Below are 23,920 nucleotides of genomic sequence, written 5' to 3' on the forward strand. Positions count from 1 at the left end.
CACTCACCTCTCTTTTGATTTGGGATCGATTGCTTCCCGCAGACCGTCACCAATGCAGTTGATGCTAATGGTGCAGATACCCAGTACCAGTGCGGGGAATACCCATCTCCACCAGTAGTTTTCGATTACCTGACCATTCTGGGAGCCAGTAAGCATATTGCCCCAGGTGGCATTGGGTTCGCTGACACCAAAACCAATAAAGGAAAGGGAGGATTCGGTGAGCATACAGGTTGCAAAGTCGAGGGTAGCGTTTACGATGATTACCGTGATAATGTTGGGCAGGATGTGACGGAAGATAATACCGAACTCCTTGACGCCCAGCGCCTTGGCTGCGGTTACAAATTCCTGCTCACGCTCTGCCAGCACGCTGCCGCGTACCAGGCGGGCAATGCCAGGCCAGGACAGCAGACCCAAAATACACATGATCAAGATAATTCGCTGTAATTCGCTGATACTGTTGCCTAAAATACTGGATAGAATAATGCAAAAAGGCAGGAACGGAATGGAGGATACAACCTCTGCCAAACGCATCAGAAGGTTATCTACTTTACCACCCTTATAGCCAGAAATACCACCAACGGTAATACCGATTGCGGCAGAGATGATAACCGAGATAGCACCTACTGTCATGGTCATTCGGCCACCCAGCAGCAGACGGCGGAATACATCACGGCCCAAACCATCGGTGCCCATGAGATAACCTTTAAGGCCCCATGCCTTTACAGTACCATTCTCGGTAATGGCATAGTTGCCATAATATCCACTATCCAGCCGGGTAATCTTTTGGCCGTTCACATTGGGGACAGAGGTTTGGCCTTGCGTATTGTCGCCCCAAGCAGCCAGGGTACCATCCTTCAGGATGACGGAGAAATGATAGCGGCCGCCGGAAATGCTGGCCACTTGACCCTGAATTTCTTCGGGAACTTCTAGAGTTTTCTTTATATTGTTACCCCAGGTATACACTTTTCCATCCTCGGTAACAGCTGCTGCAGATTCGTCGGTGAGGGCGAAGTCCACCACTTTACCTTGAATTTCTTCAGGAATGGCAGTGTAAGCAGAAACGGTCTTTGTTAAAGGCACCACTTCCCCTTTGTCGGTCAGTACCATAACAATGTTGGTGGATGCTGCAAATTTTTTAATATGACCCTGAACACCCTCCGGATAGATGATGTTCAACAGATAGTCGCTGCCCCAGTTGTACATGGTGCCACTTTCGGTGAGAGCCAGAGAAATCTGATAGCCAGCATAAATCTGCTTTATGCTCTCCCCTCCTGTGCGCAGTTCCATGGGGATGGTGGCAAGACCCATGCGGTCGTTGCCCCAGGTAATCACCTGTCCGTTTTCGTTCGCAGCCAGCACATGGTCCAGGCCAGCAGAAACTTGGGTCAACTTACCCATCTCAGAAGAACTGGGGATTTTTTTAAGTTTGTCGGTGGGAAAAGTGCCCCACTCGTATACATTTCCGTTTTTATCAATACCAACAGAGAATGTGCTGCCCACAGAAATCATCTCGGCATTGTTTTTCAGTGCATTTGGCACGGAAAGCATATTAAAACCCGGTGCCACATTGGCTTGGGTTACATCTTGGTAATAGCGGTCGATGGGAAAGAATACCGGCAGGATGATGCAGCAAACAAAGATAAAAGTAAAGCACACCACACCTGCAATGGCAATTTTATCCTTCCAAAAGCTATGCATGACCATTTGCAGCGGGCTTTGCTGCAAATCGTCTTCTTCTTGCGGTAAACCACCCAGCAGCACACGCTGAGCACTCATCTGAGCCGTGGAGCGTTTGCGCTTTTCGGGCCTCTTTTTTTGATTCGCCATTGTTGCTCCTCCTTTTTAGTTTTCCAGGCGGACACGAGGATCCACCAAGGTGTAGGCAATATCCATGATTACATTTCCTACCAAAGAAAGAATTACATAAAACATCTGAATGGTGAGCACCAGTGCGAAGTCACGCGTCATCAGGCCGTCGATGAGCATTTTGCCCAAACCAGGCCACAAGAACACGGACTCAATTACCAGAGAACCGCCAAACAAACCAATAATCCACCAGGTGGTAATGGTAACAATGGGAATCATCGCATTGCGGAATGCATGGATGTAAATAACTACCTTTTCGGTCAAACCTTTGGCCCGGGCAGTTTTAATGTAGTCCATGCGAAGTACATCAATCATGGCTGCACGCACATAACGAGTGATGCCGCCAATACCGGAAACGGACATAACCAGCACCGGCAAAGCCATGTGCCAGACCTTGTCCAAAACTGCCTGTATTCCTGTGGCATCCAGACCAGCAGTCTTTACGCCACTGATAGGAAAGATTGGAATTTTTACTGCAAACAAAAAAATTGCAAGCAGTGCAATAATAAAACTGGGAATGCTGTAACCTACAATGGTCAAAACCTGTACCGTTTTATCGAACCAGCCATTTTTGCGTACAGCAGTGATAATTCCCAAGGGAATGGCAATGCTAAATACCACAATCATGGAAAAGAGGTTGAGCAGTACAGTGTTGCTCATGGGAGTACCAATTACCTGGATGACAGGCTTCTTGTACTGAATCGAGTAGCCGAACTGACCGGTGAGCATATTGGTAATCCAACTGGTGTATTGGAAGGGCAACGGTTTATCCAGATTCAACATTGCCGCTGTACGGTCGTATAGCGCCTGATACGCATCCGGCTTCATGTTGGCTTTGCTGTCTCCAATCATCAGCTCTACGGGGTCACCGGGCATCATCTTATAGATGAAAAACATGATGATGGAAATGATAAAAAACACAAAAATGATGTAGAGTAATCGTTTTAAAAGGTACTGTGCTTTACCCATTTTTGTTACCTCCATTTCTTTATTTTAAATACCCAAAAATGGCGGAACCCCATCTTTAATGCAGGGATTCCGCCTATTTGGTTTTATACCATTACTCTACAACCCAGGCGTCCAGCACAGCGGAGGACCAATCCCAAATTGCATTGCTTTCCCAGCCCTGAAGCTTGGTGCTGAAGAAATCGTAGTACTCATCGGAGTACAGGGGCACATCGGGCATCAGTTCGTTCCAACGCTTGATCAGCTGCTGCCAGCTTTCCAGCCAGGCTTCCTTATCTTCGAAGGGAATTGCCTTCATATTGGTAGCAATGGTGGACAGTTGCTCGTCAGCAATGTAGTTGGTGTTGAAACCGCCGGTCATCCAAGCAGGATCGCTGCTGAAAGCATACCAGGGAGAGGATGCAGCAGCAAAGCCGGTAGCCAGGTTGTACATATTGTACACCTTGTCGCTCTTGTGCTTGATGGCGTTCAGCAAGGTGGGGAAGTCCATGGTGGTGGGCTTCAGCTCCATGCCGGCCTCCTTCATTGCTTCGGGCAGCATGGTGGCCAACAGCTCGGAAACAGGGTTGCCTTCGGAGTTTGCCCACTCAATTACCAGGGGCTTCAGTTCGCCATCTACCTCTTTGTAGCGAGTACCGGTGCCGGAGTAGTCAGAACCATCTGCGTTCTTGTTCCAGCCATCAGCAGCCAGAAGCTCCTTGGCGGTCTCGATATTCTTCTCGTAGTTGTTCAGATTCTCGGCCAGCCAAGTCTTGGACTCGGTGTACTCCCACTGAGCCAGACCGTACCAGCTGTTTACAACAGAGGCATAGCCGCCGCTGTACTGACGAACAAACTCATTGCGATCCAGGCAGTATGCAATAGCCTGACGAACGCTGGCAGAATCGGTGGGGAACTGGCTGCAATCGAACTGAACCTTGCCGTAACCGTTACGGAAGAAGCTGTTCTTGGCGGCTTTGCCTTCTTCAACCAGATCCAGGCCCACATTGATGGTGTCAGCGCCGCTGGTCTGGAACAGCAGGTCTACGGAACCAGCTGCCAGCTCGTTCATCATGGTGTCAGACTTAACAGTCTTGATGATGATTTTCTCGATTACGGGCTTTACACCGCGGTAATCGCCAGCGTAGTTGGGGTTCACCACGAAGGTACCCTGACGGCTGTTAGCGTCGTAGGACTCAAACAGGTAGGGACCGCAAACCACAGTGGGGTTGTAACGGTAACCAGTGGTGGGATCGTTGATGGTCTTCTGCAGCAGCTCGGCAGTGAAATCGCCGGTGATGGTAGCGCCGTTTTCGGTGTCTTCCACATCACACTCGGGAGCGATTACAAACATGGGCCGAGGTGCCAGGCCTGCGTTCAGGATATCGTAGTGGTAGGGCAGCTCCTCTGCCTTAACGGTAACAGAGTAGGTCATGTCATCTACCAGATGTACACCGGCAAATGCCTTGGTCTCGCCTGCCAGGAACTCATCGTAGCCTACATAGGAGTAACCAGCCTGAGAGGGATAGCCATCCAAAGAAGCCATTTCAGGGCTGCTTTCCAGCAGAACTGCGAACACATAGTCCTTAGCGGTGATGGGGGTACCATCGCTCCACACCAGACCATCGTTGATGGTAACGGTGTAGGTTTTAGTACCGTCTGCATTCTCCACTTCCTCGTGGCTCTTTACCACAGTGGGGTTGTAAGTGAAGTCGCCTTCCTTAGTCTGGGTCACAGCGCCGAGACCGTGGATCAGGCTATACATTTTGTAGTTGGTTGCAGAGTTGTTGAAGCTGGTGTCGTAAAAGTCAGCCTCCAAATCTGTTGTAGAGCCGATGACCAGCTGGCCAGTCGGAGTGGTGGGACGCTCGCTGACAACCGTCTGTGCAGTGGAATCGCTGGATGCACCAGAAGCACTGCTGTTGTTGGTAACAGCGCCGCTCTGGCCACAGGCCGCAGCAGAAACAGCCAGCATACCCGCCATAAGAAGTGCGAGAACTTTTTTGATTTTCATTCTTGTTTCATACCCCTTTCTGAATTATGTACTCCTTCACAAGAGCTACCGCATCTTAAAAGCTAAATGTGAAAGAATGTTGTAATTTTATCAGATAATCCGATAAAGCGCAAGAGGTTTATCGCTTTTATTTGATAAAATATTAAAAATTTAAATGGAGCGCTCCAATTCATCAATCAATTCATCGAACAGTTCAAGCGCATCTTCGATGGGCTTTGGAGTAGAAATATCCACACCGGCCCCCTTCAGCAGTGAAACAGGGTCCTGGCAGCAACCGCTGCTGAGGAAGTTCAGGTAATCTCGAACAGCGCTCTCCCCTTCCTTTAAAATCCGCTGGGACAGGGCAATAGCACAAGAAAAACCAGTTGCGTATTGGTATACATAGAAGTTTCGATAAAAGTGCGGGATTCTGGCCCATTCCATGGCAATTTCCGGATCTGCAACGATATCCTCACCGTAGTACAGGTGGTTCAGCTGTGCGTATTTTTCGCAGATGGCTTTTGCAGTAAGTGCATTACCCAATCGTACCTGCTCACTACACCAAAGCTCAAATTCAGCAAACATCGTTTGACGGTAAAGAGTGCTGCGGAACTTATTGATAAAATGGTTTACCAGATAAGCACGCTGGCCAGAATCGGTGGTGTTTTGCAGCAAATACTGCATCATAAGAGATTCGTTGCAGGTGGAAGCCACCTCTGCAACAAAAATGACATAGTCTGCATAGGTCACTGGCTGGGTGCGATTTGTGAGGCAAGAATGGAGTGCATGCCCCATTTCATGCACAAGTGTAAATGCATCCGACAAGGTATCGGTATAGTTCATAAGTACGAACGGATGGCTTCCATAAACCCCGGCAGAATAAGCACCGCTGCGCTTTCCGATGTTTTCGTACACATCAATCCAACGATTGTCGTAGCCTTCCTTCAGCAGATTCAGATAGTCCTGTCCCAGAGGAGCCAGGGCCTTAAAAGAAATCTGCTTGGCCTGCTCGTAATCAATGATTTGAGCCTGATCGGCAACAATGGGATTGTACAAATCATAGTAGTGAAGCTTATCTACACCCAAAGCCTTTTTGCGAAGACGCACATACCGATGCATGGAAGGCAGGTGGGCATGCACAGTTTCAATCAAATTATGATAAATCTCCACCGGTACCTCAGTTTTGTCCAAGGCCGCATGCAAAGCAGAAGGATATTTTCGGCAATCCGCATAGAATTGCAGCTGCTTCATCTGCCCATTGAGCATGGCTGCAAGGGTGTTTGAAAAACGGCCATACACTCCGTAAACAGATTCAAAAGCAGATTTTCGAAGACTGCGGTCATCGGATTCCAGCAAGGAGATAAAAGTACCATGCGTTACAGGGTGCTTGTTTCCCTGACTGTCCACTGCGTCTGGGAAAGTTACATCTGCACTATCAAACATACTAAAAATGCTGGAAGGAGTTTGGCTGATTTGGCCGGCAGCAGAAAGAAGCTGCTCCATTTCCGGCGAAAGCGTATGGGCCTTTTTTCGCATGATGCGGGTCAAGGCCAGCCGGTATTGCTCCAATTTAGGCTGCTCACGGTAGAACTTCTCCATAGTTTCGTCCGGAATGGCCAAAATTTCAGGAGTTGCAAAGGAAAGAGCTTGGTTGATTTGTACCCAAAGATCCTGGGATTTCTGCCTCAGCGCCTGGCTTGCTGCATCCCGGGTATCTTGGTCGGCTTTACGGAAAGAATAGGAAAACACCACATTGGCTACCTTTTCCATATCATCCTGCGCTTGCAAAAAGCCGAGCAACGCATCGGCCTTCTGCCCCAAAGTGCCAGCAAATGCACCAAAGGACTGCACCATTTCCTGAAGACGGTCAAAATCTTTCTGCCATGCTTCATCGTTTGAATATAAATCGGAAAGAGCCCAGGTAAACCGGGGATCGGCCTCACTGCGAGGTCCAACGGGACGAGTGTTCATTATAGATAGCACGCTCCTTTTCGTTGTAATACTTTATCAGCATAACACAATGCACCCCTTTAATTATGAACAAATTATGAACTTTGAAGCATAGAATTATAGAGTCCCGCTAAATGCTGCCGCCCGATGCTGCGACGATTTTTTGCAGGCTATTCTTATCTATTCTATAAATAAAAGGAGCAGTATCTCCATCGAACTGCACATTGACCTTGGATAGTGTCGTATACTATTCCGCAGTCAAGGTGCAGTTTATCTCTGGAATACTGCTCCTTTTTCATGAGGTTAAAGGGTGTTCTTATGCGTCCAAAGTGGCACGGTGGTAAATTTTCTTGCCTTTTTTAATAACCACGCCATCGGTCAGTTGTTCACTGGTAACAGCCAAAAGCTGGTCGGTTACCTTTTCGCCGTCCAGCAGAATGCCTCCCTGCTGAATCAACTGGCGAGCTTCTCGCTTACTGGGGGCCAGTTTGCAAGCCACCAACAAGTCCAGAATGCCAATTTTACCCTCGACAAGCTGCTCATGGCTCAGCTGAGTGCTGGGCATATTGGCTGTGTCTACAGTACCACTAAACAAGCCCCGAGCAGTTTGCTGTGCTTTATCGGCTTCCTCCTGGTTGTGCACCAGCTTGGTAAGTTCGTAAGCCAGCAACTCTTTTGCTTTATTCAACTCACTGCCCTGCCAAGTTTCCATCTGGTCAATTTCTTCCAGCGATACATCGGTAAGCATACGCAGGCACTTTAGGACATCGGCGTCGTCAATGTTACGCCAGTATTGGTAGAACTCGTAGGGAGAAGTTTTGTTGGGATCCAGCCAAACAGCACCCTTCTGGGTTTTACCCATCTTCTTGCCCTCAGAGGTAAGAAGCAAGGTGATGGTCATAGCATAGGCATTCTTACCCAGCTTTTTACGAATCAGCTCGGTGCCTCCCAGCATATTAGACCACTGGTCATCGCCGCCGCATTGCAGGCAGCAATCCAGGTTCTGGAACATATGATAGAAGTCGTAAGACTGCATAATCATGTAGTTGAATTCCAAAAAGGACAGGCCCTTTTCCATGCGTTGCTTGTAGCACTCGGCCCGGAGCATATTATTAACCGAAAAACAAGCGCCAACTTCCCGCAACAATTCCACATAGTTCAGCTTCATCAGCCAGTCAGCGTTGTTCACCATCAGCGCTTTGCCTTCGGAAAAGTCGATGAATTTACTCATCTGCTGTTTAAAGCATTCACAGTTGTGGGCAATGGTTTCTTCGGTCATCATAGTACGCATATCGGTACGCCCAGAGGGGTCACCAATCATGGCAGTGCCGCCACCAATCAACGCAATGGGACGGTTGCCTGCACGCTGCATTCTGCGCATCAGGTTCAACGCCATAAAATGGCCCACATGCAAAGAGTCCGCGGTGGGGTCAAAGCCAATGTAAAAGGTTGCCTTACCATTGTTAATCAGATCCTTGATTTCCTCTTCGTCGGTTACCTGAGCAACAAGGCCACGGGCAACCAGCTCATCATACAAAGTCATGTGCAGAGTCTCCTTCTGTGTTAATGTTTGGGCAAAAGGCAAAAAAAGCCCTCTGCCAACGGATTGGCAGAGGGCGAATCATCGCGGTACCACCTCTGTTTACCTGCTTTTTCGCAAAAGCAGGCCTCAGGGAGTGCATGCAAACACTCCACACGCTGTAACGGGCGCGCCCCGGCAAAACCTACTATTTATCCAAGTTCAGTCCGCTGCTCCGAGATGTATTCGTTCTGCTGTGCACTCCCCTTTTCACCAACCAGGGGCTCTCTGTGCTGCACGGGGCAGAATTACTGGTTCTCATCTATGCATTTATGTTGGTTAGTATAGCCGAAAGACCTTTGCTTGTCAAGTATCCTTCTTATAAGGAAAGCATTTCTCGTGCGTTAGCCAGGCTCAGTTCGGTAATGTGATCACCAGAAATAATGCGCGCCAGTTCCTGTACACGACCCGCTTGGTCCAGAGGATGAATTTTAGTGTAAGTGCGCTGGCCATCCACATTTTTCTGAATTAACAGATGACTGGTAGCCAATGCAGCAATCTGAGCTGTATGGGTAATACACAGCACCTGCCGGCCCTTGGAGGTCTGCCGCAGTTTTTCGCCAATTCGGCTGGCTGCAAGGCCGGAAACACCTGTATCGATCTCGTCGTAAATAACAGTGGGAATGGAGTCCTTTTCTGCCAAAGCGCTTTTGAGTGCCAACATAATACGAGAAAGCTCGCCGCCAGATGCAATTTTTGCAAGAGGCTTGGGCGCTTCGCCAGGGTTAGTGGAGATATAGAATTCCACGGTATCCTGTCCGGCACCTGCCAAAGGACCACGGGAGTGCTGTAACACAAAGCGCACACCTGGCATATTTAAAAAGGTACAAGCTTCTACCAGCTGTTCTTCCATGCGGCTAAAAGCTTTAAGCCGATTTTGAGTAAGGGCTTCGGCCAGTTTTTTGGCTTCCTGATACAACTCTTGCTTTTGCCGGTTTAGCTGTTCCAGGGTTTCGTCTGCCCGTTCAATGTGCTCCAGTTCTTCCCGCGCTTTTTCTGCAAGATGCAGAAGGTCATCTACCGTGTCGGCACCGTATTTGCGCCGCAATCGATAGATGGTATCCAGCCGTTCTTCCAAATGGTTCAATTCTGCGGGGTCAAATCCATATTCCTCAAAGCGGGCGGCCAGATCTACCGCCAGTTCCCGTGTGTTATAGTATAGGTCTGCCAGTTTTTCTTGCAAAGGCTGGAGCGATTCATCCAAAGCAGCTGCTTGTTCCATACAACCGCTGGCATCTCCCAGCATATCTGCCGCACCGCTAAATTCATCGCCACCAGCTAAGGCATTATGAGCGTTAGAAAGTTGTTCCAGAATAGTTTGTGCATGGGTAACAATTTTGCGGCGGGCTGTAAGCCGTTCCTCTTCGCCGGTTTGTAGAGCAGCATCATCGATTTCTTCCAGTTGAAAGCGAAGCTCCTCCATACGGCGTTGCTTTTCGGCCTCTCCCAGCATTAAAGCATCTGCCTGGCGTTTTACCGCCACCAGCTCTTTATATACTTTTCGATAGGCGTTGAATTCCAGCTGGTTTTGCGCAAAGGCATCAATAATGCCCAGATGTTTGGCAGGGTCAGTTAGGCTTTGACTATCATGTTGGCCATGAATGTTAATCAATCCGGTGGAAAGCTCCCGCAAAATTGCAGCAGTAGCAGGCATACCATTAATCCGGCAGCTGCTTTTTCCATCTGCTGTGATTTCCCTATAAATCAACAGTTCTTCGCCTGCATCATAGCCCGCTTGCTCCAATTGCATTTTAATCTGCTTGGGCAGTTGGTCAAATGTAGCCCAAATGCAAGCCTTAGATGTACCTGTACGAACCAAATCCCGACTGATGCGGTTGCCCAGAATCGCACTGATCGAGTCAATCAGAATGGATTTACCCGCACCAGTTTCACCGGTGAGCACATTCAGGCCAGCTGTAAACTGAACGGTAACCTTTTCGATAACGGCTACATTTTCAATTCTGAGTGTGGTAAGCATTGCAGCTAACCCGCCCTCCTTTTACTCGTTAGTGCTTAGTAATGTATTGCGACAGCCGCTGACATAGAGCAAGGGCATCAGCTTCTGTTCTCATTAGAATCAGGAATGTATCATCACCAGACAGCGTGCCAACCACTTCACAGTCCCATTCCATGGAATCAAACAGTTCGCAGGCGGCGTTGGCCATACCCGAAAAGCATTTTACCAAAACGGTGTGCCCTGCATAGTCCGCTTTCAGTACGGATTCACGAAAAATCATCTCAAAACGACTTTGAGAGTGAATAGGCTGGCCACCTGCGCTAACAGCAGATACATAGCGGTAACTGCCCGCTCCGGTAGAAACCTTTACCAAGTTTAAATCCCGGATATCACGGGATACAGTAGCCTGAGTAACTGAGAAGCCTGCCTTGTTCAGATGCTGAAGCAAATCTTCCTGTCGGTCGATAGGATGCTGTTTGATAAGCTCCAGAATTTTTTTGTGGCGTTCATCTTTCAAAATCATTTACCTCCCTCTCAGTTTTTTATCGATTGCGTCAAATTGATCAGCCGGATTAAAGGTAATCAAATCGATGCACTGCTTTAGCAACTCTACCTGTACACTACAGGGGTTTGTTAAAGTTTGTTCCGGCTCTCCGTCTGTGCTTAAATACACATCATTGCGCCCTCGGGTGTCTACTTGAATACGCAAGCGCCGGTCTGCCGCAAAAACCATGGAAGGTTGACGCAAGCTGTGCGCACAGATAGTACTTACTACGATGCCTTGGATATGCGTATCCAAAATGGGCCCGCCCGCTGAAAGCGAGTAAGCGGTGGAGCCGGTGGGCGTTGCCAAAATAATGCCGTCGCCCGAACAGTGATTTACCAGAATATCATCACAATAAACGCTGAAATCAATGGTTTGCAAACGGGTGCCCTTGTAAATTACCACATCATTCAAAGCAGTTTTTGGCTCCTGCTGAAGGCCATCGACGGTAACACTCAGCAGCATTCGTCGGTCTAGCTGAAACTTCTTTTTTGCGAGAGCTGCGAGTTTTTGTTCCATTTCATTTACTTCGCAGGTAGCCAAAAAACCTGTGCGCCCCAGGTTGATGCCCAAAATGGGTTTCTGCTGGTGTATACACTGCTTTGCAGTGTGCAGAATGGTGCCATCGCCGCCCACTGTAATGACAGCGTCACACAATGCCAGCGCCTTTGAAGTGGAAAAATAGTTTACCGAATCGTTTTGATAGACTGGCTGAAACATGGGGTCCAGAATTACACCAGCACCGGCCGCTTGCAGGATGTCGATGGCTTGCAACGCTACCGGAACAGCCCGTGGCTTTGTGGTATTGGGCACAATATACACCATCATGCTGGAAATCACCCGTCCTTCTTACATATTTAATTGCAACATTCAGAGCAGTAGTTATACATCCAGCTGCTGGTGTGCAGCATCCACCACCTGTTGCACCCACTCTTGCTGAATGGGCTGGGGATTTTCTTCCTTTTGAACAAACATCAAAAACTCAATGTTGCCTTCAGGACCCTTGATGGGAGAATAATCCAACCCCTTTACCGAAAAGCCTTGTTCCACAGCATAGGCAGCTGCCTGCAAAATAACCTCCCGGTGGGTGCTGGCTTCTCGCACAACACCTTTTTTACCCACTTTTTCTTTGCCTGCTTCAAACTGAGGTTTTACCAGGCAAACGCCCATAGCGCCCGGCTTACTTACCCGCTGTGCTACGGGAAAAATATGTTTCAATGAAATAAAAGAAACATCCACGCTGAAAAACTCAACAGGTTCCTCCAGCATATCAGGGGTAACATGTCGGATGTTTGTGCGCTCCATATTGACCACGCGGCTATCAGTGCGCAGTTTCCAGGCCAGCTGACCATATCCCACATCCACAGCGTATACCTTCACCGCACCATTCTGGAGCATACAATCGGTAAAACCGCCGGTAGAAGCGCCGATATCCATACAAACCTTACCGTTGGGGCTTAAAGGAAAAGCCTTCATGGCTTTCTCTAGTTTTAAACCGCCCCGGCTGACATAACCGATGTCATGGCCCCGTACCTCCACCTTGGCATCAGAGGAAATCATCTCCCCTGCCTTGTCGGATTTTTGCTCGTTAACAAATACGATGCCAGACATGATGAGAGCTTTTGCCCGCTCTCTGCTTTGTGCCAAACCATTCTGACACAAGTATTGGTCCAAACGAATCTTCAAGATACTGTTCCTCTTATATCACGGATAATACCCTGGGCATCCAAACCCAGGACTTGCTTAATTTCCGGCACCGATGCATGAGGCACCTGCCCTGCATAATCCACAGCCTTGTGAATAAAGGAGCCGGTCCATTTGAACTCGGCAAGGGCCGCCTTGAATGCTTCACCAATGCCGCCTGCACGAACGCATTCCTCCACAAACACAATGGTGCGATAGCGTGTGAGCTGCTGGCAAAAATCTTCTGGCAAAGGATGAATGCGTACCAGTTTAAACACATCCGCTTGCATTCCATCTTGCGCCAAAAGATCCTGAGCCTGAAATACATCGGCAACGGTGGCACCATAGGTGACCAATGCGATGGACGCATCTCCCTTGGAAGGATAGACATCATACAGTTGCTTGCTGCAACCGAGAGTGGCCACAGCGTCCGGCTGTGCACCACGAGCATAGCGTATAGCTCTGGGGCCTTTGCAGTGATCCAATAGCTGCTCCATCCAATAGCGCAACTCATCGTAGTTGCAGGGGGCGTATACCGGAATACCAATCTGCCGAAAATAGGCGGGATCGTGAATTCCCTGGTGAGTCTCCCCATCTCCAGGAACAAACCCAGCCCGATCCACTGCAAATACAACATCCAGCTCCATAAGCTTCACATCGTGAATCATCTGGTCATAGGACCGCTGCAAAAAAGTGGAATAAATAGCCACCACCGGAAGAATCCCCTGGCTGGCCAACCCTCCGGCAAAGGTAACTGCATGCTGTTCAGCCATGCCCACATCAAAAAAGCGCTCCGGAAATTGCCGGTAAAAATACTGGAGACCGGTGCCATATTTCATGGCAGCAGTGATGGCACACACATGGCTGCGGGTTTGCGCCAGTTCACAAAGATGGGTGCCAAATACTGTAGAAAAAGATGCAGCAGGCGACACATCCGGATCTGTAATCTGGCTGGGGTCAAAAGACGAAACACCGTGGAATTCACCAGGGTTTTCTTCGGCAGGTTTAAACCCTTTTCCCTTAACGGTAACAGCATGCACAATAACCGGTGCTACCTGACGCTGAAGGTTTTGGAACAAAGCACACAGCTTTTGGATGTCGTGCCCATCCACCGGCCCCAGGTATTGAAATCCCATCTCCTCAAATAAAGTAGAATCATAAATACCTCTGCGCAGCAGCATTTTGCCTCCTTGCAGCAGATGAATCAAAGGATTTCCTACCAAAGGAATAGCCGACAAAAGGGATTCGGTATTTGCCTTAGCTTTATTGTACTCTGGATTGGTGCGCAGAATGGTTAAATGACGGGACAAGGAACCGACATTTTTAGAAATGGACATCTTGTTATCATTTAAAATGACAATCAGGTTGTTCAGGGTATCAATGTTGTTCATACCCTCATAGACCATGCCGCCGGTAAAGGCACCATCTCCGATAATTGCAATCACCTTGCCAGGCTCATTTTTGAGTTTTTTTGCCCTCGCCATACCAATGGCAACGGAAAGTGCTGTATTGCCATGGCCAGCAATAAAGGCATCATGAACGCTTTCGGAGGGCGCAGGAAACCCAGACAAACCGTTCAGCTTGCGAAGGCGTTCAAAGCCGTCTTTGCGTCCGGTGAGCAGTTTGTGTGTATAGCATTGATGTCCTACATCAAAAACAATTTTATCCTGTGGGGTCTGAAACACCCGATGAATCGCTACCGTAAGTTCGATGGTGCCCAGGTTTGACGAAAGATGACCGCCGGTTTTGGACACGCTTTCAATCAGAAAGGACCGAATCTCATGGCATAAAGTCTCCAGTTCCTGGCTGGAGAGACTTTTTAATGCCTTCGAATCTTTCATCCGTTCCAGCAATGGGTAGTTCATAGCATTGTTCCTCTTTATTTACATGATTGGGATCAAGGCGCCGATTACGGTACCCAAAAGGGCCCCACCCAAAACTTCAAAGGGGGTATGCCCAACCATTTCCTTTAATTTTTTATCGCCCAAAATGGGTGTGCGTTTGGCTTCTTCGTCCATCCAGTTGGTAAGCAGATGGTTCAAAATTTTCGCTTGTTCTCCGGCTTCCCGGCGCACTCCCATGGCATCGTACATAACAATGACAGCCAGCACAACCGTAATGGCAAAGATGGGAGAATGCGTTCCCTCCAGGCGCAGCGCCGCAACAACCAGCGCACACACTGTTGCAGAGTGTGCACTGGGCATACCGCCAGCGCCCCACATCCGCTCCACATCAAACTTCCCCATCAAAATACCGTTGATGATGGTCTTTAACACCTGTGCCACCAACCAGCCTGTAAGAGGAATGCTCAGCAGAAAATTCCACTGGTACATCTCTTTGAAAAATGCGATCATTGTGAAGTTCCTTCCTTAAGATATCAGTTCCGGCGATCTACCAGCTGACGAGCCAATTCTACCAGAAATTCTGCCGCAGGGCCATACTGCTGTTCCAAGGCAGTGCATACCTTCTCGTTGAGGTCTCGAGCCAGTTCCATGGCTTTTTGAGGGCCGTAAAGGGATGCAAAGGTAACCTTGCCATTTTCCAGGTCACTGCCCACCGGCTTTCCAAGTTCCTCGCTGGTGGAGGTGATATCCAGTACATCATCCACGATTTGGAACACAAGGCCAATGCCAAAGGCATATTGCTCTAAAAGATGACGGTCTTGCTGTGTAGCAGGTGCTGCACACAGGCCCATCTGCACCGCAGCGTTGATCAGAGCACCTGTTTTATTTTTATGAATCATACGCAGCTGCGTTTCATCTGGCACCTGGTTTTCAAACGCCATGTCCAGTTCCTGGCCCAAAATCATGCCTCGGCTGCCACCTCCCAAGGACAGCTGACGAACAGCCTCGATGCGGGACTCTGGGGTGGCTTGTGTTTCGGCAATGACCTCAAACGCTTCGGTGAGAAGTGCATCTCCTGCCAGGAGCGCCTGCGCTTCGCCATAGGCTTTATGACAGGAAGGCTTGCCCCGACGGTAATCGTCATCGTCCATACAGGGCAAATCATCGTGAATCAGCGAAAAGCAGTGGAGCATTTCCACCGCACAGGCAAAGCGGCTGGCTGCCGCCACATCACCACCCAGCATCTCACAGCTGGCCATGCACAAAATAGCCCGAATGCGCTTTCCACCTGCCAGCAAACTGTATCGTGCAGCCTGGCTGACTTGGGAGGACTGGGGCAGATATTCCTCACAAACAATTTGAAGGTCCTGCTCAAACCGCTGAAGGTACGCTGCATATTGTTCTTTGTAATTCATGCAAGGATATCCTCCTCTCGGGCTTCAATGGCTTCATTGAGCGTTTTTTTCTCTGTAAGGCCGTTTAACTTTACAGAGATCGTTTCCATTTCCAGCCTGGCTTGCTCCAAAGTTTGGGTGCAAAATTCCACCAGACTAGCTGTATCACTGTAAAGCTTAATAGCTTTATCCAGTGGCGTGCTGGGATCCGCCAGCTGTTCCAACAGTTGGTCCAGCTGCTGAATTCCCTCTTCATAGTTTTTAGGCTTTTTCATGGAGTTTCCTCGATTTCTTCCACTTGTTCGGCATAGCAGAGAACTTTTTGCTGGTATCCTTGCAGATAAAATCGCTGTTTTTCTTTAATTTCATCTACTGTAAGGCTTTTTCCCTTTACAGTTGTAGGAATGCCGTATCCACGGGCAAGCACCTGATAAGGACTTAAAGAATGTGCCAAAGCAGCACGGTGTTGTAGCTGCAATGCACTTTGTTCCAGCAAATGCGCTACGGTGTTTTGCAGTCTTTGCTGCTGCTGCTGCAAAACCTGTTGCCGAGGTTGGCATAGAGTACCAGGTGTGATGGATTGCCGCTTGTTGTTCAGCTGCTCAAATCTATTATAACACATTTCAAGCCGAGCTTGAATATTCTGCTGTATATTCGTAGAAATATTCATGATTTTTTCAAGTTCGGCCCGTTTGTCCGGCGTTGCCAGCTCCGCAGCAGCAGAGGGCGTTGGGGCACGCAAATCAGCCACGAAATCCAAAATAGAAACATCGATTTCATGGCCCACCGCAGAAATCAGCGGTGTTTTGCAGGCGAATGCAGCACGAGCAATACCCTCATCGTTAAACACCCACAGATCTTCCCTGCTTCCACCGCCCCGTGCTACCAAAATAACCTCCACACGAGGGTCTTGGTCCAGCAGCCGAATGCCGGCAGCAATTTCCTGGGCGGCCTTTTCGCCTTGAACATTAACGGCAGCCAAAACCAATTTTGCAACCGGCCAACGACGCTGGAGCACATTGCGAATATCCTGCAAGGCGGCACCGGTAGCACTGGTGACAACTCCAATCACGCCGGGGCGCTGCGGAATTGGCTGCTTGTGCTGCATCTGGAATAAACCTTCCTGCTGCAAGCGTTGCTTGAGCTGCTCAAAGGCCAGCTGGGCAGAACCCAAACCATCGGGGAAGATATCCGATACATAAACCTGAAAACTTCCAGTGCCCTCGTACAGGCTAACCCGGCATCGCACAATGACTCGCATACCATCCTGGGGTTTAAAGGCTAGCCGCCCTGCCTCCTGCCGGAACATCACCGCCTTTACACTGGAGGATTCATCACGCAGTGTAAAGTAAAAGTGACCACTCTTATAGTGGTGCACAAAGTTGGCGATTTCTCCTTTTAAGGCAATGCTGTTTAAAAACGGATCGCTGTCCAACAGCGAGCGCACATGACGATTTAAAGCTGTAACACTATATATTTCAGCCATGAAGTACCTCCAGTGCAGCAATACGAGCCACTCCGATGGCGTTATCGCTGGAAAAACGGGCAGGCACAAACATTGCGCCCGGCAGGTGTTTTTGCACATAGGGACGGATAATGTCACTGCTCATTACACCGCCAGCAAAGACAATCGGCAAGCCAGGATGCTCTTTTTGGGCAGCTTTTACCATTTTGATGGCAGTTTGTGCTACACAAAGCAAGCAATAGCGGCACACAAATGCCTCGCTTTTCCCCTGTTTGAGTAACGCTTCGCACTGATTTTGCAAGCCGGAAAGGCTGCACTGCATACCTTTCACGCTGCTTTTGGGAGAGATTTCCTCGGTGCATTCAGCAGCTTTTTCGCTAACTTGAACACCCGCCGGGAATGCAAATCCCAAATGAACACCTAAGCGGTCCACTGCCTGGCCGGCGTATAAATCCGTGCTGGTGCCAATGCACTGGATGCTATGAATACCATCGCACAAAAGCAAATCCGTGGTGCCCCCCGACACATGGAACACCAGGCATTTCTTGGTCATGAGTGTATCGTCAGCTGCCAGCAAAGCAGCAGCCACATGGCCTTGTTGGTGACTGGTTGCAATCATAGGAAGATTGCGAGATGCGCAAAAGGACACGGCAGCAGCCTGTCCAGCCAGAAAGCAGGGCATATAGGAACCTTCTACCTGCCTTGGTTTTACCGAAACGCCCACAGCTTGCACCTTGCTTAGGTCCACCTGTTGGGCTAATTCCTTTAAAAGTTCCGGCAATGCTACTGTGTGGTGAAACAATGCATCGCTCTGGCGCAGCCCAAGCTGCCCTTGCTTTACTGGCAAAAAGCGTTTTTTATCGCAAACAACCTCTTTGGCAACTGCGTCGTACACGGCCAAAGAGGTTGCATAGTTACTGGTATCAATCCCCAGTATATACATATGTTATGCCTGTTCAGCAGAATCGGCATCTGCCAGGCCCAGTTCGCGCACCACAGAGCCAAGCAGGCCATTTACGAACTGATAGTCGTCTTCTCCGCCAAATTTCTTGGTCAGTTCCACCGCTTCGTTAATCGCCACACTGGGCAAACGCTCCTCGGCGTAGAGCATCTCGCTAAGAGCCAGCCGCAGAATGGTCAGGCTTACACGGGGAATCCGGTCAATGGTCCAATCCCGCAGATGGGCCTTGATGATATCATTCACCTCGGCGCTGTGCTCGTAGTAAGATTCAATCAGCTTTTTGCCAAACTCGTCCACTACAATTTCGCCCTGCTCGTTGTGAATGGCAATCACTTCTTCGGGCATTGCGTAATCAAAGGTGGCAGCAAATGCTGCAAAAAATGCGTTTTCGCGTGCGGTTCTTCGGTTCAACTTCTCCATAGGTATCCTTTCACAACCAACAGCCCTCCTGCTAAGCTACAACGGCCAACAGCGGGAGGGCTCTTGCTTTTTTGTTATGCTTGCTGAGGTTCGATGGTTTCGGGCTGTACCTGTACGCCGGAAACAACAATGTTTACCCGAGATACAGTAATGCTGGTCATATTTTGCACAGCATTTTTTACACTCTGCTGTACTTTTTCGCAAACGGTGGGGATTTTGCTGCCATACAACACCTGAAGGTGAACGGTGATTTCAGCCACATCCTCCAGCAGCTCCACACAAACATGCTTTTGAGGCGCCACACGACCCAGAAGCCCCTTGACCCCGGCGGTGCCAGCGCATACATCTTTTACGCCATCGATTTCGAGGGCTGCCAACCGAGCGATTTTTGCAATTACCTCGCTGGAAATCTGCAAGCTGCCGTTTACTACGGAATTTGAAACTTCCATATTTTGAAACCTCCCAAAGCTAGATTGCTGTGCAAAGTGAGCTTTACCCTTCACACAGAACCCGGCGGTGAATTAACCCACACCGCCGGGGATGCTTGTAACACAATATACCAGTGGGCACATTATACCACTTTTTTGTGCATTCTACAAGCTATTTTACTTCCACAATGGTAATATTCTGGGGTTCAACCGCAGATTTACTTACTACAATATCCCGAATTTGAGCTACCTCGCTGGAATTCAGTCCGTCGCTTGTAGTCATAACCGTAATATTGGCTTTGCCGTCCTGCAAAAATGCCACGCAATCCACAAAGCCCTTTGCTTTCACCAGTGCTTCGATATCGCTTTCCGCTGTCATGCTGGCCAGCGTCTGGCTGAGGGCAGCGGTAAGGCTTTCCTTTTCTTCATCTGTAAGCTTGGCGTTTTTCAGGCTCTTTTGCAGGGTATCCAGTGCTTCATCCCTGCTTTTTGTGCGGGAGAGTCTTGCCTGTTCAAAAAACTGCGTACCCGTAGGCTCGCTTACGCTAACCAGCTGGGCTTCCCCGTAGTTCTTATCGGCCGATTCGGTGGCGTCCATCTCCCCATTGGTGGGCAGGGCATCCAAAACCAGCGAGGTGTTTTCCGCCTGAGTATCTTCCTGTTGAACAGCGGCTGTTTCTAACACCGGCACATCCACCGGCAGTGTATCGGTACTTTTGGCGTACTCCCAGTTCAGGTACACCGCAGCACCCAGTGCCACTGCCAGGGTTACAAAGGTCATTTTCTGGCTTGCTTTTTTGGATTTCATCTTGTTCCCTCCGTTTAGCTCATTGTTGCAATGCTGATTCGATTGGCCGATACTCCGGTAAGTACTGAGATGGCCTCGGTAATTTGGGTTTGCACCCGCACATCCTGCGCTCCCTGGCATACCACTGCAATGCCGCGAATTTCAGGTTCCCACACCATTTCCACCAAAGCCTGCTGCCTTCCATCTGCTTCCAGTAAAATGTGTTCATACTCCTGGCTTCCAGTTTGCTGCTGACTTTTTTCGTCCAAGGCATAAACCGTTTGACTGCTGCTTTCCAGTGTTACAGCCACTTGTATCTCCCCTGCTCCTGCAATCTTACTTAGCAAGCGGGTGAGCTTTTGCTCCAGCTGCTGGGTGTAAACCTCTTGATCCGTGCTGTTTTGAACCACCGCATCCGATTCACTCTTGCTTTGAATGTTTGGAAGGTGACTGCCTCCAAGCAACAAAAAAACACCTAGAATTCCAGCAAAAAACAACAGACTGCTTCTGTTCCAGGAGGCGGGATTGGTTAGCTTTTTAAACAAATCATGCTCCATTGGTTTCCTCCAGCAACACTTCCACGCTTCCCATTCCAGCCAATGCCTGTTGAACGGCGTTCAACACCTCCCCTTTCCTTTCAGTTTGCGGCCAAACAGTGATGGAAAGCGGATCCATACTGTTCACGGATACCTGAGCTGTCAGTCCTTGCTGTTCCAGCAGTTGTTCCAACTGAGATTGCAGCGCCTGCTGCTCCAGCTGCTGGGTATAGGGCTGCAAATCAATCGGTTGCAGCGCAGCACTTTGGCTGGTAAAACCAGTCCAATCTTCCAGCTGCCAGGATACAGGCTGAATGGCTGATACTAAAATATATAGCGCCAGTACTGTCTTTATGCTTTTTGTGTACTCTTTTTTAGGCAAAAGCATGGAAAGTCCCCCTGCCACAATACAGCACACGCATACCGTCATGGCCCAGTGTTTCACCTAACCTCCCCCTCCCATTAAGACCATTAAAGCAGTTGCCAACACGATCAACATAAAAAAGAAGATTAAAAAGGAAAGACAAAGTGCCACCGCCTGGCTCATCCCATCTAAAATTTGAGAAGCCTTGGGCAAATCAATGGCTTTTGCCACCGCAGCGCCGCCGGTGTAAGCAAAATAATACCCCAGACTCTGAACAAATACCGGTGCAAACTGAATCACCAAAAAGGCTATGGCTGCAAACCCCAAAGAACCCTTCAATACCTTTAATCCACTGAGCACACTCCCCATGGCCTGAGATGCAACGGTTCCTACCACCGGAATGCCGCTGGTGAGCAGCTTACCGGTACGAAGGGTAAGTTCATCGGCACCTTGTGCCAGAACGGTTTGCAGCCCCAATACACCGGTAAATGCGGTGCAAAGTAGTGTAAGTGCCCATTTTACACCCTTGTGAAGAATCTGGCAGGCTTGGGGCAGCCCGGGAATGCCAAAAATGCCCCCGGCGGTATTAAGGGCCAGATACACCTGAAGCAACGGAAGTGCTGCTTGAGAAATCAGCTGAGCGGAAAATGCAGCCATTCCTAAAAACATACCGCTATACACTGCTGCCTGGGTAATCTGGCCGCAGCTTATCATGGCGCCGGAAAACACCGGAATAAATCCCACCAGGTAAATCTGCCACTCCTGTACCGATGTTACAATATCGTTCATCAATTCCAACATGGGGAGAAGTCCCACTCCAAAGATGGACAGAATGCAGACAGTTTCCAGAGGCGCAGCCCATTGACTGCCTGGAACAAGAGAAAGAACAGCCGCCCCCAGAAAGCACCCAGACAAAAGCCCTACGCCCAATTTAACAGGGCTTGTCAGCCATTCTTTTGCTTGGTTAAGCAGCGGCTCCACAAGATCGCTGAGGTTCATGGACTGAAATTGCTGGGCTGTTATGCCTGGTTTTTCCAGGATGTTCTGGGCTTCACGGGGCAGCTCCTGTGCAGCCGATACTTCCAGCGTTAGAAATACAGCCAGTAGAAGGATACAAAACAATCGTTTCATTGTAAAAAAATCACCAGCGATTCTAAAATTGTTTCAAAAAGGGGCAGTGCACAAATAAGAATCAGGCAGCGCCCCGCCAGTTCCACAGTGCCAGCCAAAGCCGTCATTCCGGCATCTTTGCATAAATCCTGAACGGTCTGTGCTGTGAGGGCGATACCGGCGGTTTTAAGTACCACAGATAAGTTGCGTTGATTCAGATATTCCGCCCCGGTGGCCAGCCACTCCAGTACCGGCTGACAAACCCCGAATAGATACAGCAATAATACAACCGAGCAGGCTAGCAAACACACAAATCCGTACGCCGGCTGATATTGACGCACCAGCCCGGTAAGAAATGCACTTACTAAAACAAATGCCACCAGCTGAAACAGTTCCATATCAACATCCCTATAAGCTAAACAGCCCTTTAATGGTTACAAACAATTCACTGATTTGCTGCACCAGCATGGATAACACCACAATCAGCCCGGCCAGAGTGGTCATCATAGCCTGGTCCTCTCTTCCAGACCGTATAAGCAGCTGATTGAGGACTGCAACAATGATGCCAATCGCTGCAATTTTAAATACCAAGTCAATGTTCATAGAGCCTATCCTCACATCCTTTCTTTTTTAAAACAGCAGAATCGCTGCAAGAAGGCCCGCACAAAAGCCCGCCTTAGGATAAAGAGCCTCCGCCTGGATTGAAAGTTCCTGCTGTTTCTTTTGGTGCTGCTCGCATAGCCGGACATAGTAAGGGATTCTATCGCACAACTGGGCTGCGGTGATGCATCCCAGCTGCGAAAAAAGCTCCCGGAAGGCAGAACTTTGTTGAGGTGTAACCCAATCAGGAAAGCAAAACCCCGCCAGTGATGGCTGCATTTGCAGATTCAGCATCGGATAAGCTTGTTGCTGTACCAGCTGTTGGTGTAACGATTCCAGGGAGACCGCCTGGTAAAACACCGCATCCTGAATATAACAAAGCAACTCCCCCATTTGCTGCCAAAACAAACACCTGTGACGAAGTTTCTGCGTCCATTCCCTTCCGACTCCAAACCCCACGCAAACCAGCAGTAATGCTCCAGGAAACTTCAGCAGCATCATAAGGGGATAATTTCTTGAATGCGGCCGGCAGGAGCTCCTGGTTTAAGGACCACACAGACCCGAAAACAACTGGCCAGTTCCTGGGGTGTGCAGTCCAGACGGTTCAGCGCATCCCCTACTCCGCTGCCATGAATTGTGCAAAGCACCTGCACCCCGGCGGCAGAACATTGTTTCATCAAGGACCATTCTTCCAGACCGCCCAGTTCATCACAGGCCAAAATTTCCGGCCCAAGACAGCGCAAAGCCATGGCCAGTGCCATCTGTTTTTGACAGCCACTTATTACATCGCAGTGCAATGGTACGGGGGTACAAAATCCTTGGGGGCCACAGGGCCACAACTCCTGCCGTTCATCCGCCACAGCCGTTTTGCGGCCTGCCCCACTCAGGGCCGAAAGCAGCGTGCGCAGCAAGGTGGTTTTGCCGCTGCCCGGCGGGCCAATCAACAACATACCAGCAAAATCCCTGGTGAGATTTTGCTCCAACTCCACCGGCAGTACTGCGTACACTGCACGAGCGATGCGGATGTTAAGGGAAGTGATGGTTTGGATGCCACGCAATTTGCCCTGATCCCGGTGAAATATTCCTGCAATACCCACTCGATGGCCGCCGGGCAAGGTAATGAATCCTTGGTTCAGCTGCTGCTCATAGCTGTGGACCGAACGCTGGCATAAATCGTAAAAGCATTCTTGCAGTTGGCTGTGAGACAGAGGCCTGGTCAATTTCCCTTGGGTTAAAACCTCCGCCAGCTGGGGGCCCTGTGCAGTGGAGCACACAATGGGCCGATTGCTGCGCAGCCGAATTTCATAAATTTGCTTTGCCTGGTTTGGCAGGATACTGGCCAGGGCAGACTGAATGTCTTGCGGCAATCGCTGAATAGCCTGGTAAAACTCGTCCATTTTCTTTCACGCTCCTTTTGCTATATCAGTATGCAGTTTGTACCTGCAAGTAGACCAAAAAAATCCCCGACCTGGAATAAAACCAGGCCGAGGATTT

25 protein-coding genes and 1 other annotated feature are annotated in these 23,920 nt (G+C 49.3%); all 25 genes read right to left on the minus strand.

What is annotated here, in order from left to right; genetic code table 11:
- Positions 1–3: 3 nt before the first annotated feature.
- Positions 4–1,827: an ABC transporter permease subunit gene (locus ACH2EM_RS09005; protein WP_395152033.1), complete on the minus strand. Its 1,824-nt coding sequence runs from the start codon at positions 1,825–1,827 to the stop codon at positions 4–6.
- Positions 1,828–1,842: 15 nt separating this feature from the next.
- Positions 1,843–2,835 carry an ABC transporter permease gene (locus ACH2EM_RS09010; protein ID WP_395152035.1) on the minus strand — a complete coding sequence of 331 codons (993 nt, stop codon included), beginning with the start codon at positions 2,833–2,835 and terminating at the stop codon, positions 1,843–1,845.
- A gap of 91 nt (positions 2,836–2,926) precedes the next feature.
- A complete protein-coding gene (locus ACH2EM_RS09015; RefSeq protein WP_395152037.1) occupies positions 2,927–4,825 on the minus strand; it encodes an ABC transporter substrate-binding protein in 1,899 nt (632 codons plus the stop codon).
- Positions 4,826–4,975: 150 nt separating this feature from the next.
- A complete protein-coding gene (gene pepF, locus ACH2EM_RS09020) occupies positions 4,976–6,775 on the minus strand; it encodes an oligoendopeptidase F (protein WP_395152039.1) in 1,800 nt (599 codons plus the stop codon).
- Between the two features lie 295 nt (positions 6,776–7,070).
- Entirely contained in the window at positions 7,071–8,297 is a 1,227-nt protein-coding gene (gene tyrS, locus ACH2EM_RS09025) for a tyrosine--tRNA ligase (RefSeq protein WP_395152041.1), read from the minus strand.
- A gap of 66 nt (positions 8,298–8,363) precedes the next feature.
- Positions 8,364–8,607, minus strand: a binding site (T-box leader).
- A gap of 45 nt (positions 8,608–8,652) precedes the next feature.
- Positions 8,653–10,311, minus strand: a complete 1,659-nt coding sequence (gene recN / locus ACH2EM_RS09030) for a DNA repair protein RecN (RefSeq protein ID WP_395152043.1) — start codon at positions 10,309–10,311, stop codon at positions 8,653–8,655.
- Between the two features lie 28 nt (positions 10,312–10,339).
- Positions 10,340–10,807, minus strand: a complete 468-nt coding sequence (locus ACH2EM_RS09035; protein WP_395152045.1) for an arginine repressor — start codon at positions 10,805–10,807, stop codon at positions 10,340–10,342.
- A gap of 6 nt (positions 10,808–10,813) precedes the next feature.
- A complete protein-coding gene (locus ACH2EM_RS09040) occupies positions 10,814–11,662 on the minus strand; it encodes an NAD(+)/NADH kinase (RefSeq protein WP_395152047.1) in 849 nt (282 codons plus the stop codon).
- A 54-nt stretch (positions 11,663–11,716) separates the two neighbouring features.
- Positions 11,717–12,520, minus strand: a complete 804-nt coding sequence (locus ACH2EM_RS09045) for a TlyA family RNA methyltransferase (RefSeq protein WP_395152049.1) — start codon at positions 12,518–12,520, stop codon at positions 11,717–11,719.
- Complete coding sequence (gene dxs, locus ACH2EM_RS09050) at positions 12,517–14,382, minus strand: 1-deoxy-D-xylulose-5-phosphate synthase (RefSeq protein ID WP_395152051.1); 1,866 nt, start codon at positions 14,380–14,382, stop codon at positions 12,517–12,519. Before dxs ends, ACH2EM_RS09045 begins: the two co-directional genes overlap by 4 nt.
- An 18-nt stretch (positions 14,383–14,400) precedes the next feature.
- Positions 14,401–14,871, minus strand: coding sequence for a divergent PAP2 family protein (locus ACH2EM_RS09055; protein ID WP_395152053.1), 471 nt, complete (start codon positions 14,869–14,871; stop codon positions 14,401–14,403).
- 23 nt (positions 14,872–14,894) lie between these two features.
- Positions 14,895–15,776 (minus strand): polyprenyl synthetase family protein, encoded by an 882-nt coding sequence (locus ACH2EM_RS09060; protein ID WP_395152055.1) that lies wholly within the window; start codon positions 15,774–15,776, stop codon positions 14,895–14,897.
- On the minus strand, positions 15,773–16,030 hold the full coding sequence (gene xseB / locus ACH2EM_RS09065; RefSeq protein WP_395152057.1) for an exodeoxyribonuclease VII small subunit: 258 nt from the start codon (positions 16,028–16,030) through the stop codon (positions 15,773–15,775). The genes ACH2EM_RS09060 and xseB overlap by 4 nt, the downstream gene beginning before the upstream one ends.
- Entirely contained in the window at positions 16,027–17,241 is a 1,215-nt protein-coding gene (gene xseA / locus ACH2EM_RS09070) for an exodeoxyribonuclease VII large subunit (RefSeq protein WP_395152059.1), read from the minus strand. The genes xseB and xseA overlap by 4 nt, the downstream gene beginning before the upstream one ends.
- Complete coding sequence (locus ACH2EM_RS09075) at positions 17,234–18,163, minus strand: glycoprotease (protein WP_395152061.1); 930 nt, start codon at positions 18,161–18,163, stop codon at positions 17,234–17,236. The genes xseA and ACH2EM_RS09075 overlap by 8 nt, the downstream gene beginning before the upstream one ends.
- A 3-nt stretch (positions 18,164–18,166) precedes the next feature.
- Complete coding sequence (gene nusB, locus ACH2EM_RS09080; protein WP_395152063.1) at positions 18,167–18,601, minus strand: transcription antitermination factor NusB; 435 nt, start codon at positions 18,599–18,601, stop codon at positions 18,167–18,169.
- Between the two features lie 74 nt (positions 18,602–18,675).
- Complete coding sequence (locus tag ACH2EM_RS09085; protein WP_395152065.1) at positions 18,676–19,050, minus strand: Asp23/Gls24 family envelope stress response protein; 375 nt, start codon at positions 19,048–19,050, stop codon at positions 18,676–18,678.
- A 151-nt stretch (positions 19,051–19,201) separates the two neighbouring features.
- A complete protein-coding gene (locus ACH2EM_RS09090; protein WP_395152067.1) occupies positions 19,202–19,837 on the minus strand; it encodes a SpoIIIAH-like family protein in 636 nt (211 codons plus the stop codon).
- Positions 19,838–19,851: 14 nt separating this feature from the next.
- The gene (locus tag ACH2EM_RS09095) at positions 19,852–20,283 is read right to left on the minus strand and encodes a stage III sporulation protein AG (protein ID WP_395152069.1); all 432 of its coding nucleotides are present in this window, start codon (positions 20,281–20,283) and stop codon (positions 19,852–19,854) included.
- Between the two features lie 79 nt (positions 20,284–20,362).
- Positions 20,363–20,797, minus strand: coding sequence for a hypothetical protein (locus ACH2EM_RS09100; RefSeq protein ID WP_395152071.1), 435 nt, complete (start codon positions 20,795–20,797; stop codon positions 20,363–20,365).
- On the minus strand, positions 20,798–21,847 hold the full coding sequence (locus ACH2EM_RS09105) for a hypothetical protein (RefSeq protein WP_395152073.1): 1,050 nt from the start codon (positions 21,845–21,847) through the stop codon (positions 20,798–20,800).
- Positions 21,844–22,224: a SpoIIIAC/SpoIIIAD family protein gene (locus tag ACH2EM_RS09110; RefSeq protein WP_395152075.1), complete on the minus strand. Its 381-nt coding sequence runs from the start codon at positions 22,222–22,224 to the stop codon at positions 21,844–21,846. The genes ACH2EM_RS09105 and ACH2EM_RS09110 overlap by 4 nt, the downstream gene beginning before the upstream one ends.
- Positions 22,225–22,234: 10 nt before the next feature.
- Entirely contained in the window at positions 22,235–22,429 is a 195-nt protein-coding gene (spoIIIAC, locus tag ACH2EM_RS09115) for a stage III sporulation protein AC (RefSeq protein WP_395152077.1), read from the minus strand.
- A 27-nt stretch (positions 22,430–22,456) separates the two neighbouring features.
- Positions 22,457–22,927 carry a hypothetical protein gene (locus ACH2EM_RS09120; protein ID WP_395152079.1) on the minus strand — a complete coding sequence of 157 codons (471 nt, stop codon included), beginning with the start codon at positions 22,925–22,927 and terminating at the stop codon, positions 22,457–22,459.
- Positions 22,924–23,823, minus strand: a complete 900-nt coding sequence (locus ACH2EM_RS09125; protein WP_395152081.1) for an ATPase, T2SS/T4P/T4SS family — start codon at positions 23,821–23,823, stop codon at positions 22,924–22,926. Before ACH2EM_RS09125 ends, ACH2EM_RS09120 begins: the two co-directional genes overlap by 4 nt.
- Between the last annotated feature and the right edge of the window lie 97 nt (positions 23,824–23,920).

It is taken from the genome of uncultured Allofournierella sp. (genome assembly GCA_944382705.1).
Lineage (GTDB): Bacteria > Bacillota > Clostridia > Oscillospirales > Ruminococcaceae > Allofournierella.